This window comes from Rhodococcus sp. AD45-ID (assembly GCF_003023755.1).
Classification (GTDB): domain Bacteria; phylum Actinomycetota; class Actinomycetes; order Mycobacteriales; family Mycobacteriaceae; genus Rhodococcus_F; species Rhodococcus_F globerula.
This window is the reverse complement of the sequence record NZ_PYHL01000001.1, coordinates 3,370,325-3,383,015: the sequence shown is the minus strand read 5'-3', so window position 1 is coordinate 3,383,015 and position 12,691 is coordinate 3,370,325. Positions and strand designations below refer to the sequence as shown.

Sequence of the window (12,691 nt, the reverse complement as noted above, 5' to 3'; positions counted from 1 at the left end):
GCGCCGGCGGCTGTACTGAGCGTGTCCGGGGCACGGCAGTACTGGCGCGCCCCGGACAAAACATGCAGGTTGACGAAAAATCAGGCGTGGTGGGTGAAACCCAACTGACCCGGCCGACGATTCGGCGCATAACCCAACTTCGCCAACGTCTCATCGGTATCGGCATACCTCTGACCGATCCGGTAAATATCGCGAGCTTCCTTACCCGTAGCCACCTCACGGCCCAACTCACCCGCAATACGCACCAACTGCTCGATCTGCTGCACCGACGTCATCTTCTCGCCCTTACGGCCCCAAATCGTGTCCTCGTTACCGCACCGCGCATGCAACCCCATCGCGATCGCCATCGTGTTCACCGGCAACACACTGCGCATCAACGTCTCGAGCGTCAGACACGCACCATCAGGAACCCGCGAAACGAAATTCATCATGTTGTACGGATTCGGACCGTCGAACCCACCACCGATCGCCACCCACGTCAAATTCACCGGACCCGTGTAGATCCCCCGACGGATCAACCGCTCCACCGTCTCGAGCTGCGGAATACTCGAGAGCTGGAAATGCGGCTGAATACCCGCCTCCTGCAACCGACGCAAATGCTCCGCCACCCACTCCGGACCCGCCGGAACCGTCATCTCCCGATACGTATTCGCCAACTCCGGACGCTCCATCGACGTCCCCGCAATATCATCCGGGGTCATCAACTCCATGATGTTCATCTGCGACGTATTGATCGCAATCGTCACCTGATCCGGAGCCGGATCCAACGTCGCCAACATATGCCGCACATCATCGGAAAGCCACTTCGCATCCGCACCTTCACCTTCCGGCGCAAACGAAATCGACCCACCCACCTGCAAAATCATCTCCGGCACAGCCTCACGCAAACGGCCCAACAACTCGTTGAACTTCGAAAGCCGCTTCGAACCCTTACCGTCAAGCTCACGAACATGAATATGCAACACCGTCGCACCCGCGTTGTAGCAATCCACCGCAGTCTGAACATGCTCGTCCATCGTCAACGGCAGATCCTCCGCAAAATCGTCCGGCTCCCACTCCGGACCATACGGCGCAACCGTAATCACAAGCTTCTCCTGAACCTCCGGGAACAAGGCGTCATCGTGAAAATGCATAACAAAACTCCAATCAGATGAGAGCTGAGAAAGAAGGGGCGCAGTCCGAGACGACGTCAGTGTCAGCTCGCACCCGAAGGTCGTTGCATCACAACATGTATCGTCCCGTTCCACTCGAATGCCTGTGATTTGCCGCGCACTCGACCTTCCTGGTGATGGAGATCACGATAGCCGTGTCGAAGCAATCAAACTTGACGCATTGAGACAGGATTCTTGACCCTTGGGGCAGCCAAGGCCCGCATGACCCACTGAGATTACGAGTCCCGAAACGTCAATAGGCTTGTCTCATTATGTCAAATATCGATGGACCGATCCGGCTATCGTGACCCCGATACAAGAGTGTCGAGCGCCTCGTAGATCGCGCCGTCACAACGTAAATCGGGTTCCGCCCCCGGCGATCAACCACAGTGGCAGACCCGCGCCGGCGCTACGCCCCGAACATCACCAAACAACCCCGGAGACGGCAATGACCAACCCTTCCGCGAACGCCCCCTCAGTACCCACCGTCGTGATCGTGCCCGGCCTACGCGACCACGTCGACGAACACTGGCAGACTTTGCTGGAAAACAAGCTGGACCGGGTACGTAGCGTGCCTCCCCTCTCGGAGAACAAACTCAGCCTGGCTGCCCGGATCGCAGCCCTCGACGCGGTGATCAGCGACATCGACGGACCGATCGTGCTTGTTGCCCACAGCGCCGGTGTCATGATCACAGTCCACTGGGCTCTACAGGCGAATCGCCCGATCGTGGGCGCGCTGCTGGCAACTCCCGCGGACCTGGAACGCCAACTACCCGAGGGTTATCCGATGCTGGAGGATCTCAACAGCAACGGATGGTTGCCCATTCCCCGTCGCCAACTGCCGTTCCCGAGCATCGTCGCAGTGAGTTCGAACGACCCGCTGGCCGATCGGCTCAGGGTGGCCAACATGGCCGAGGTCTGGGGCAGCCGTCTGGTCGACCTCGGCGACGTCGGGCACCTGAATCCTGCCTCCGGGTACGGGGAATGGTCGCAGGCCGAGGAATTCATCGACGAGCTGACCCAGGTTCGCGAAGACGTGGTCTCGTAAACGCTGACCTGAGCTTCTACCTACACTTCGAAGGACACGCAGCGATGCTCAATTTATCTGCATTACTGGAAGATTCGGCTCGGCGATACCCGGATCGAGATGCCGTCGTGCTCGGCAACGAACGCCAGTCATACGCGGAACTGAACCGCCATGCCAACAAGATCGCAAGCCTGATCGTGGCCCGAGGCGTGCAACCCGGCGACAAGGTTGCGCTCTCCTGCCCGAACATCCCCGAGTTCCTCGCGGTGTACTACGGGATCCTCAAGGCTGGTGCAGTGGTGGTACCGCTCAACATCTTGCTGAAGGGCCGGGAGATTGCGTACCACCTCAACGACTCCGATGCGAAAGCCTACTTCTGTTTCGAAGGTGGCCCCGACCTGCCGATCGGCGAGTACGGCCTCGACGGCTTCCAGGGTGCTCCCGCGTGCAGTCACATGTTCCTGATCACTGCCGATCCGCAGGGGCCGTCGCAACTCGCGGACGTCCACACGGTTGCCCAGGCGATCGCTGCGACGCCAAACGAGTTCGAAACCGTGGTGCGAGAACCGGCGGATACAGCAGTGATTCTCTACACCAGCGGAACCACCGGAGCTCCGAAAGGCGCAGAGCTCACTCACTCCAACATGGTTCTCAACGCGCTCTGCGCCAATCGCCTCTTCGACAGCACCCCAACACAACTCGATACGTGCCTGATCACGCTCCCACTGTTCCACTCCTTCGGCCAAACCGTCGCCATGAACTCCGCACTTTCCGTCGGCTCGACGCTGGTCCTGATGCCCCGGTTCGAGGCCGCCGCTGCGCTCGCGTTGATGGAGCAGGAAAACATCACGGTCTTCGCCGGCGTGCCCACTATGTACTGGGGTCTGCTCGGCGCGCTCGACGAAGGAAATGTGGATGTCGAGAAGATTGCGCGGAACATGCGCAAGGCGATCTCCGGCGGCGCAGCGTTGCCCGTGGAGATTCTCACCCAGTTCAAGAGGCAGTTCGGCGTCCAGATCCTCGAAGGCTACGGGCTGTCCGAGTCTTCGCCGTTGGCACTGTTCAGCGACCCGGAGCGTGATCCTCGGCCGGGATCGATCGGAGTCCCGATCTGGGGCATCGAGGCGCGACTGGTGGACAAGCACTGGAACACCGTCACCGGCCAGGATCAAGTCGGTGAGATCGCTCTGCGCGGCCACAACGTCATGAAGGGCTACTACAACCGCCCCGACGCCACTGCCGAAGTCATGCATGACGGCTGGTTCCGCACCGGCGACTTGGCTCGCGTCGACGACGACGGCTTCTACTACATAGTGGATCGCGCGAAGGACCTGATCGTTCGCGGTGGATTCAACGTCTACCCTCGCGAAATCGAAGAAGTCCTCGTGACCCACGACGCCGTTTCGCTCGCCGCCGTCGTCGGGTTGCCCGACGAGAGACATGGCGAGGAGATCAAGGCGTTTGTCATCCTCCACCCGGCAGCGCAGATCACGGCTGACGACCTGATCGCGTGGTCGAAAGAACAGATGGCCAGTTACAAGTACCCCCGCCACGTCGAGTTCGTCACCGAACTGCCGATGACCGCAACCGGGAAAATTCTCAAGCGCGAACTCGCGGCCGCCTCAACCGCCCGCTAGACCTGCTCGTATCGAACAACAAACGGAGGAATGATGACCGAGGACACCAACAGCTATCCAGTAGTCGAGGCGATGAAGGCCGGCGGCGGCTGGAATACGCTCTGGGACGGGTTGTACGACATGGACCCGAACTGGACCGAACTGTATATGAAAATGGCGATGGAGCCGTACCAGAGCGGTGTCCTCTCACCGAAAGTTGTTCAGCTGCTGTGTATCGCCGTCGACGCCTCCGCCACCCACATGTATGCACCGGGTACCAGGCGCCACATTCAGGCAGCCTTGGACATGGGGGTGACACCGCAGGAGATTCTCGAGGTCCTCAAGCTGGCGACCGTGGTGGGTATCCACTCGTGCAACATCGGCGTTCCGATCCTCGTCGAGGAGATGGAAGCACACAAGCAGCGTCAGTCGGATAACTGACTTCGGCAGTTCTTCTGTGCCACAACATCAGCTGACAGACGAATGGGCACCTACTCGCAAATAGCGGGTAGGTGCCCATTCGAGTTGCAATGCCGGATCAGGCATTCATTGCAGGCGCTTTCTGAAGATTCTCCAGACGACGAATACCGGCCGGGTACGCACGCTTGCCCGCAATAAAGGCAACCACGGCGGCAATGTAGACCAAGGGTGAAAGCTGCAGCGCTCTCAGGAGTCCGAGATGATCGGCAAGAATGCCGATGACAAAGGGACCGAGCGCCAGTCCGAGCAGGTTGTTGGCGACCGTCAGCGTTCCCATGGCCGATGCACGGATCGAATGATGCGTGAGGTTGGCGACCATCGCCGCTGTCGGACCCGAACAGCCGGCGGAGAAGAATGCACCGATTCCCAGAAGTACGAGTTGCGCTGTGCCCGTGCCTAACCGGAGACCGATACCCAAGGACACCAGGGAGATCACACAGTAGACGATCGCCGTCGTCCACTTCTTTGCCGAGTTGTCACGGCTGAACCGGTCGGTGATGAATCCGCAGACCACCATGCCGCTGCCGACCAGGAGAACGAACACCGAAGCCATGACCCCGGCCTTGTCCGGCGCAAGATCGTAGTAGCGGTTGAAGAAACTCGGCAACCACGCCAGAAGTACAGCGGCAGTGAACATCTGCAGCCCGCCACCGATATAGGCGAACAGCACCGCCGGATTGGTGAACAATGTCGATACCGGCGCCCGGTACCCATCCGGTTCCGCTGCGGCGCCGGCGGAACCCTCGACGGCGTAAGCGGCCAACTTCTTCTCGGTAACCAGAGCGCGGAACAGCGCAACGAGGATGAGACCGAAGATCGCCATCGCGGCAAAGGACCAACGCCAACTGAACTGAACGGCGATGAACCCGCCGATCGCAACACCGATCACCGAACCGAACGAACCACCGGCCATGAAGGCACCGGCCAGCATTGCATGCACTCGCGGTGCAAACACGCTGAGCACCACGGCAATACCGACACTGCCGTATGCGGCTTCACCGACACCGACGAGGAATCGCGCACCGAGCATCTGTTCATAGGACTGGGCAATCGCGCACAGCAGAGTAGCGACACTCCACAACACGGCCATCAGGATCAGGCTCTTGACGCGGCCCCAACGATCGGCCAGAAGTGAGAGCGGGAACGTCAGCAACCCGACCATCAGCGCGACAACACTGCTCAACGACGCCAAATGCGAATCGGAGAGATCCCAATCCGCTTTCAGGATCGGGAAAACCGCGCTCAGGACCTGTCTGGACATGTAGTCCGAGAGCAGGAGGCCGAAGGCCAGCGCAAAAACGATCCAGGGGTATATCTTTCGCCGTCCACCGCTGCTGCGTGCGGTGTCCACGCTGAGCGTGGAAGTAGCCTGTAATCCCATGATTCTCCTTGGAGCATTCGAGGAAGGAAGACGACGGCGGAACCCTGGTCGAGGTATAAGTTTCCGGAAATCGCCTGATGGACAAAAGGTTCGGAAATTTTCTAGCAACAAGCTCTGGAGATGACTCGGGGGCATGAACTGTCACAGCTCATGCCCCCGGAACTACCGTCAGGCGTGGTGGGTGAAACCCAACTGACCCGGCCGACGATTCGGCGCATAACCCAACTTCGCCAACGTCTCATCGGTATCGGCATACCTCTGACCGATCCGATAAATATCGCGAGCTTCCTTACCCGTAGCCACCTCACGGCCCAACTCACCCGCAATACGCACCAACTGCTCGATCTGCTGCACCGACGTCATCTTCTCGCCCTTACGGCCCCAAATCGTGTCCTCGTTACCGCACCGCGCATGCAACCCCATCGCGATCGCCATCGTGTTCACCGGCAACACACTGCGCATCAACGTCTCGAGCGTCAGACACGCACCATCAGGAACCCGCGAAACGAAATTCATCATGTTGTACGGATTCGGACCGTCGAACCCACCACCGATCGCCACCCACGTCAAATTCACCGGACCCGTATAGATCCCCCGGCGGATCAACCGCTCCACCGTCTCGAGCTGCGGAATACTCGAGAGCTGGAAATGCGGCTGAATACCCGCCTCCTGCAACCGACGCAAATGCTCCGCCACCCACTCCGGACCCGCCGGAACCGTCATCTCACGGTAGGTGTTCGCCAACTCCGGACGCTCCATCGACGTCCCCGCAATATCATCCGGGGTCATCAACTCCATGATGTTCATCTGCGACGTATTGATCGCAATCGTCACCTGATCCGGAGCCGGATCCAACGTCGCCAACATATGCCGCACATCATCGGAAAGCCACTTCGCATCCGCACCTTCACCTTCCGGCGCAAACGAAATCGACCCACCCACCTGCAAAATCATCTCCGGCACAGCCTCACGCAAACGGCCCAACAACTCGTTGAACTTCGAAAGCCGCTTCGAACCCTTACCGTCAAGCTCACGAACATGAATATGCAACACCGTCGCACCCGCGTTGTAGCAATCCACCGCAGTCTGAACATGCTCGTCCATCGTCAACGGCAGATCCTCCGCAAAATCGTCCGGCTCCCACTCCGGACCATACGGCGCAACCGTAATCACAAGCTTCTCCTGAACCTCCGGGAACAGGGCGTCATCGTGAAAATGCATAACAAAACTCCAATCAGATGAGAGCTGAGAAAGAAGGGGGACGATCAGAACGGTGCGTCGCCGACTATTCCGGCGCGTTCCATCTTTCGAACTGCAGGCCAATAGTCCTGCACTGCATAGTGTTGCGTTGAACGGTTGTCCCAGATTGCGACGCTGTTCTCGGTCCAGCGCCACCGAACCTGATACTCGGGAATCTGGGCCTGGCTTGCGAGGTAGTTGAGCAAGTTACTCGAGCCAGGAGCGAAGTCGATGCCGTATCGAATGTTCTCCGGTGTGTGGTAATTGACGAGGTGCGTCGCAAACGAATTGACAAAAAGAATCTTCTCGCCGGTCTCGGGATGCGTTCGCACAACGGGATGTTCGGCGTCCGGAAAGCGCTCCTTGAGCTGATGGCGCTGTTCGATCGGCATCCTGGCACCGAAGCTCGATTCGATACTGTGCCGGGCTTTGAGGTCCTTGATCTGGTCCTTGATGCCGGCAGGCAGATTGTCGTATGCCAGTGCCATGTTCACCCAGATGGTGTCACCTCCGACGGGTGGTGTTTCCACACAGCGGAGCACGCATCCCATCGGTGGGTTCACGCGCCACGTCGCGTCGCAGTGATAGGCATTCTCGAAATGCTCCGGCGGACTGTCGAGGTCTTTGTAGATGCGGACCAGCCCGGGATGGTCGGGATCGCTACCCAGCGCGGGATGATCCTCGAGGTCGCCGAAGCGTTGTGCCAGTTCTACGTGCTGCGCCCGGCTGAAGTCCTGGTCACGGAAGAACAGAACCTTGTGCTCGAGCAGGAGCGATTTGATTTCGGCGAACAAAGCGTCGTCGCGAGCGACAACGCCGAGGTCCACTCCGGACAGTTCGGCACCGATGGAGCAGGTCAGCTTCTCGACGGTGATCGACCTGGTGGCCGTATCAATCAGCGTTGCAGTGTTATTCATGACGATTCCCCTTTCGACGGATGGCGTCAGACGGTAAAGACGGAGGAACCGATACTGCGGCCGGATTCCAGATCGTGGTGCGCACGCACCGCATCTTCGAGTGCATACCGCTGATTGATTCCGATCTTGATCCGCCCCTCTTCGACGTGCGAGAAGAGCTCGGCGGCCAATTCGGCGCGCTCCGCCGGATCGGCGATGTAGTCGGCCAAGGCCGGTCGAGTGACAAAAAGAGATCCCTTGACCGCCAACTGCATTGCGTTGATCGGCGGCGTCGGCCCTGATGCGGTTCCGAAGCACACCATCAGCCCTCGGCGTGCCAAGGAGTCGAGTGAGACCTCGAACGTGGACTGCCCGATGCTGTCGTAGACAACCGGCACACCGACACCACCGGTGATCTCCTTCACCCGCGCAACAACATCCTCGCGGGTGTAGATGATGACCTCGTCGCACCCGTGCGCCAGGGCAACAGCTGCCTTCTCGTCTGTGGAAACAGTCCCGATCACCTTGATGCCCAGTAGCTTTGCCCACTGAGTGAAGATCAAACCAACTCCACCTGCAGCAGCGTGCAGCAGAACGGTATCCCCTGCCTTCAGCGGGTAGATGCGGCGCAGAAGGTAAGCCGCCGTGAGGCCGCGCATGGTCATCGCTGCTGCCGTCTCGAAATCGATACCGTCGGGCAACGCGATCAGGTCGGCAGCCGGCATGATGCGCTCGGTGCTGTACGCCCCGAGCGGACTGCCGGTGTAGGTCACCCGATCCCCCACACTGAAATCGGCAACACCCGCACCGACCGCCTCGATAGTTCCGGCACCCTCGACGCCCATACCGGCAGGCAATTGTGCAGGGTAGAGGCCACTTCTGAAGTATGTGTCGGCGAAGTTGAGTCCGACGGCGCCGTGGCGAATCCGGACCTCACCAGCCCCGGGCTGACCTACCTCGACCTCTTCCCAACGCATGACAGACGGGGTACCGATCTCATGGAATCGAATGGCGTGTGCCACGATGCTCTCCAATTCTGTGGGCATACTCGACAAACTCGGTCGAGCTATGTTCGTACGCAACAACTTCCAGAAGTTACTTTCGACTCCGGGGTCGCGATCTGATGTGAACAACACTAGGTGAGATCCGGCTCACATGCTTAACTGTACGAGACACGCAGCACAACATTTCGGGACATTAAGTCAAGAACTAAGGAACCTCGTGAAGCCACTCGCCCGCTATGCGTCGCTCAACCGCTACGTCGACCTGTGTCGCTCGGTCCACATCGATGCCGTCGACCTGATGAGGAGCGTCGGCCTCGCTCCGGCAAGCCTGGCCAACCCCGATCAGTGGGTGCCAGCAGCCTCGATTGCCGCGCTCCTCGAACTGTCCGCAACGGAATCCGGGCGCGAAGATTTCGGCCTCCTCCTCGCCGAACTCCGCAGGCTGTCCAATCTCGGGCCGCTTAGCCTGGTCATCAGGGAAGAACCCGACGTCAGGAGCGCACTGGACGTCCTGATCCGGTACGAGCACACCTACAACGAGGCACTGCGCATCCGTCTCACCGAAGTCAGCGGATTGGCCACCCTGCGCATCGGCCTGGAAGTCGGCGATCCTGCCAATTCGAGGCCAACCGCAGACTCGGTCGACACCAGGCAGACCGTCGAACTCGCCGTCGGCGCAACCGTGCAGATCCTGCGGAGCTTTCTCGGGCCTGCCTGGCATCCGGTGAGCGTCGGATTCACACACAGTGCTCCGCAAGACACCAGTACACATCGACGAATTCTCGGCAACGCGGTGGACTTCGATCACGAGTTCACCGGAATCGTGTTCTATGCGAGCGATCTAGATGCCCGCAACGAACTGGCCGATGAGCTACTTCGCCCATATGCACGAGCATTCCTCGACTCGCTTCCCGCCGCAGATTCCTCCGATACCCTCAGCCGTACAAGGGAATTGATCGAAGTGCTGCTCCCCACCGGACGATGCTCCGTCGAACATGTGGCTCGGAGCCTCGGCTTCGATCGGCGAACCCTGCACCGCCATCTAGCAGAATCGGGTGATACCTTCACGGCTGTTCTCAATTCGGTACGCAGTAGCCTCGCGCAACGCTTGGTGTCGAACCCACGCTATTCGTTGACCGACGTTGCCGTGCACCTCGGATTTTCTACTCAAGGCAGTTTCTCGCGGTGGTTTCGCACGCAGTTTTCGATGAGCCCCAGCGAATGGAAAGCCCAGCGCCAAGGGTGAGAACGATCAGCTGACCAGCACAACACCGACCAAGGCGATCAGGGCCACCCAGACCGTCGACAATGCAGCCAAAACGAATGGGCGCACTCCGACTCCGCGGATCACACTCAGTCGCACACCGAGCCCGAGGGCAAACATCGCAGCCGCCAACAATGCGGTTTGCACCGTCTTCGCTACGCCGAGAACCTCTTCCGGGAGAATCCCCGTTGAGCGCAGCCCCATGAATGCGATGAAGGCCAACGTGAACAGGGGCACCAGCGGCGGCCGCTTCACCTGGAGATTCGAATTGTCGGACATGGCACGTTGACGGATACTCAAGAACGCCATGACCGGCGCCAGCATCAGCACACGAGCAAGTTTCACAATGGTGGCAACACCCAATGCGGTGGCACCGAGAGCACTGCCGGCGGCAACAACCTGCGCAACCTCGTGAATCGACCCACCGGCCCACATGCCCGCGCTGACGTCATCGAGTCCGAAACTCCTCGCCAACAACGGAATTGTCGGAATCATCAACGTTCCGAAGATCACCACCAACGCTACCGCAGTAAGTAACTCTTCTTCTTTTGCATTTACCACGCCATCCGCGGCGGCCACAGCCGCGGCGCCGCAGATCGAGAAGCCGCACGCAATCAGAATTCGCTGTGTCCACGACAGACCCAAAAGCTTTCCGGCATACATTGTTCCGGCGATGCCAAGAACAACGATCGCCACGACGACGGCGATCACACCCCAGCCGAGACCGACGATGTCGCTGAACATCAACTGCAGACCGAGCAAGGCAATGCCGATTCGCAGCAGCCGTTTAGACGAAAATGTCAGTCCCGGCTGGAATTTCGCAGGCAGCGTGACAAGATTCGCCACGATCGCACCGGCGACGATGGCAATCAGCAGCGGGCTGACAGCGGAAAAGAGCCGCCCGACCCCCAGCGCGATTGCCGCACCGACGGCGCACAGAGCCACTCCGGGCACGAGCGCAGTGATACTCGCCCACCGCCGCACAGGCGCCGGCGAGGTAACGGCCGGTTTGTCGACCACGGACTTCACATCGCTGTTCACCCGTCCAGAGTCCGTCAGAAATCACTGGTGCGGTAGCTCGATTTCTGCTATCACGGCATATCAATACGATATGTCCGGGTAATTGGGTATAGCCTGAATGCATGACCCGACGCTGGCCGGACCTCACCACACTCGAGCTACTGGTCGGCGTCGATGATCACGGAAGCCTCAGCGCTGCAAGCCGTCTCGCGCATATCGCGCAACCCAACGCCAGCCGTGCGATCAAAGCGCTGGAACGCCAACTCGGTATGCCCCTGATCCACCGAAAATCGACCGGGGCGACGTTAACTCCGCAAGGCACTGTCATCGTCCATTGGGCCCGGCGTGTCCTGGCCAATTCGACACAGCTACTCGACGTGGCCGAAGGAATGCGGACCGAGCGATCGGCGGAGTTGACGGTCTGCGCCAGCATGACTGTTGCCGAACATCTGATTCCGGCGTGGCTGGGCACTTTTCGTGCGTTACACCCCGACGTCACAGTGCATCTGCAGGTCTACAACTCGACGCGTGTCATCGAAGCGATCGACGTGGGAATGTGCGATCTCGGATTTGTCGAATCCCCGACTGTCCCCAGGCACCTACACAGCATCACCGTCGCCCGCGATTCACTCGTAGTCGTTGTCGATCCCGATCACGCGTGGGCGCGTCGGCGTAAACCTCTCACCATCGGCGAACTGGCCATGACGCCGTTGCTGGTCCGCGAGCCAGGATCCGGCACTCGGACCACTCTCGATGTTGCGCTTTCGGAGTACGAGCGCGCGACGCCCCTGCTCGAGCTCGGTAGCTCGGCCGCCATCCGAACCAGCGTCCTCGGCGGTGTCGGACCGGCAGTGCTGAGCACTCTTGCAGTCAGTGAGCAGGTGAAATCGGGTGACCTTCGGGTTGTCCAGGTGGACGGCCTCGACCTCGCCCGCACCTTGCGAGCCGTATGGCGGCCGCCGCGGCAACTCGAAGGGCCGGCAGGCGACTTGGTGAAGCTGGTGCGGGCGAGTAGTACGCAGTTCGGCTGACTACTTTGCCTTTGCTGCAGCCTTGGCGGCTTTCTTGAACTCGCGGACCTCGAGGAGCGTCTGCTCGTCGACCACGTCGGCTATGGACCGCCGTGACCCGTCGAGTCCGTAATCCCCGGCTGCTTCGCGCCAACCGTCAGGCTGGACGCCGATTTGTTTGCCCAGCAGTGCCAAGAAGATTCGGGCCTTCTGATCGCCGTAGCCGGGCAGCGCCTTGAGTCGTTTAAGCACTTCCTTGCCGTTCGGATCACCCGACGTCCAGATCGCAGCGGTGTCACCGTCGTACTTTTCGACGATGAACTGGCACACGGATTGGATGCGTTCGCCCATCGACTTCGGGAAACGATGGACTGCCGGCGTCTGCGCGCAAATCTCGATGAACGCGTCCGTGTCCATCTCCGCGATGCGACGGACGTCGAGACCGTCCATGCGATCCGCGAGCTTCTTCGGCCCCAGAAATGCCGTCTCCATCGGAACCTGCTGGTCGAGCAACATTCCGAGCAACAAGGCCAACGGGTCCTCGGAGAGGAGAGCATCCGCTTCGGGATCACCGACGAGATTCAGATGAAGTGCCATACATCC

The 12,691-nt window shown here is 59.9% G+C and carries 12 protein-coding genes; 5 read left to right on the top strand and 7 right to left on the bottom strand.

What is annotated here, in order from left to right; translation table 11 throughout:
- Positions 1–80: 80 nt before the first annotated feature.
- Positions 81–1,133 carry a 3-keto-5-aminohexanoate cleavage protein gene (locus tag C7T36_RS15520; protein ID WP_033237424.1) on the bottom strand — a complete coding sequence of 351 codons (1,053 nt, stop codon included), beginning with the start codon at positions 1,131–1,133 and terminating at the stop codon, positions 81–83.
- A gap of 466 nt (positions 1,134–1,599) precedes the next feature.
- On the opposite strand from C7T36_RS15520, the gene C7T36_RS15515 reads away from it, so the two are divergent.
- From C7T36_RS15515 to C7T36_RS15505, 3 genes are read left to right on the top strand one after another with little or no spacing between them, the layout of a single operon-like run.
- Entirely contained in the window at positions 1,600–2,199 is a 600-nt protein-coding gene (locus C7T36_RS15515) for an alpha/beta hydrolase (protein WP_045066488.1), read from the top strand.
- A 44-nt stretch (positions 2,200–2,243) separates the two neighbouring features.
- Entirely contained in the window at positions 2,244–3,815 is a 1,572-nt protein-coding gene (locus C7T36_RS15510) for a long-chain fatty acid--CoA ligase (protein WP_045066487.1), read from the top strand.
- 33 nt (positions 3,816–3,848) lie between these two features.
- On the top strand, positions 3,849–4,235 hold the full coding sequence (locus tag C7T36_RS15505; protein ID WP_033237408.1) for a carboxymuconolactone decarboxylase family protein: 387 nt from the start codon (positions 3,849–3,851) through the stop codon (positions 4,233–4,235).
- A 97-nt stretch (positions 4,236–4,332) separates the two neighbouring features.
- Here C7T36_RS15505 and C7T36_RS15500 read toward each other — a convergent pair whose 3' ends face one another.
- From C7T36_RS15500 to C7T36_RS15485, 4 genes are all read right to left on the bottom strand, one after another.
- The gene (locus C7T36_RS15500; RefSeq protein WP_045066485.1) at positions 4,333–5,655 is read right to left on the bottom strand and encodes an MFS transporter; all 1,323 of its coding nucleotides are present in this window, start codon (positions 5,653–5,655) and stop codon (positions 4,333–4,335) included.
- A 168-nt stretch (positions 5,656–5,823) separates the two neighbouring features.
- Positions 5,824–6,876: a 3-keto-5-aminohexanoate cleavage protein gene (locus tag C7T36_RS15495; protein ID WP_033237424.1), complete on the bottom strand. Its 1,053-nt coding sequence runs from the start codon at positions 6,874–6,876 to the stop codon at positions 5,824–5,826.
- A gap of 44 nt (positions 6,877–6,920) precedes the next feature.
- Positions 6,921–7,811 (bottom strand): TauD/TfdA family dioxygenase, encoded by an 891-nt coding sequence (locus C7T36_RS15490; protein WP_045066482.1) that lies wholly within the window; start codon positions 7,809–7,811, stop codon positions 6,921–6,923.
- Between the two features lie 26 nt (positions 7,812–7,837).
- Complete coding sequence (locus tag C7T36_RS15485; protein ID WP_045066867.1) at positions 7,838–8,812, bottom strand: quinone oxidoreductase; 975 nt, start codon at positions 8,810–8,812, stop codon at positions 7,838–7,840.
- A 199-nt stretch (positions 8,813–9,011) separates the two neighbouring features.
- On the opposite strand from C7T36_RS15485, the gene C7T36_RS15480 reads away from it, so the two are divergent.
- Positions 9,012–10,040: an AraC family transcriptional regulator gene (locus tag C7T36_RS15480; protein ID WP_045066481.1), complete on the top strand. Its 1,029-nt coding sequence runs from the start codon at positions 9,012–9,014 to the stop codon at positions 10,038–10,040.
- Between the two features lie 6 nt (positions 10,041–10,046).
- Here C7T36_RS15480 and C7T36_RS15475 read toward each other — a convergent pair whose 3' ends face one another.
- Positions 10,047–11,099, bottom strand: coding sequence for a YeiH family protein (locus tag C7T36_RS15475; RefSeq protein ID WP_045066480.1), 1,053 nt, complete (start codon positions 11,097–11,099; stop codon positions 10,047–10,049).
- Between the two features lie 101 nt (positions 11,100–11,200).
- Here C7T36_RS15475 and C7T36_RS15470 point away from each other — a divergent pair, with 101 nt between their 5' ends.
- Positions 11,201–12,109, top strand: a complete 909-nt coding sequence (locus tag C7T36_RS15470) for a LysR family transcriptional regulator (RefSeq protein WP_045066477.1) — start codon at positions 11,201–11,203, stop codon at positions 12,107–12,109.
- Here the strand turns inward: C7T36_RS15470 and C7T36_RS15465 are convergent, their stop codons facing one another.
- Positions 12,110–12,685: an HhH-GPD-type base excision DNA repair protein gene (locus C7T36_RS15465; protein WP_033235040.1), complete on the bottom strand. Its 576-nt coding sequence runs from the start codon at positions 12,683–12,685 to the stop codon at positions 12,110–12,112.
- Positions 12,686–12,691: the final 6 nt, after the last annotated feature.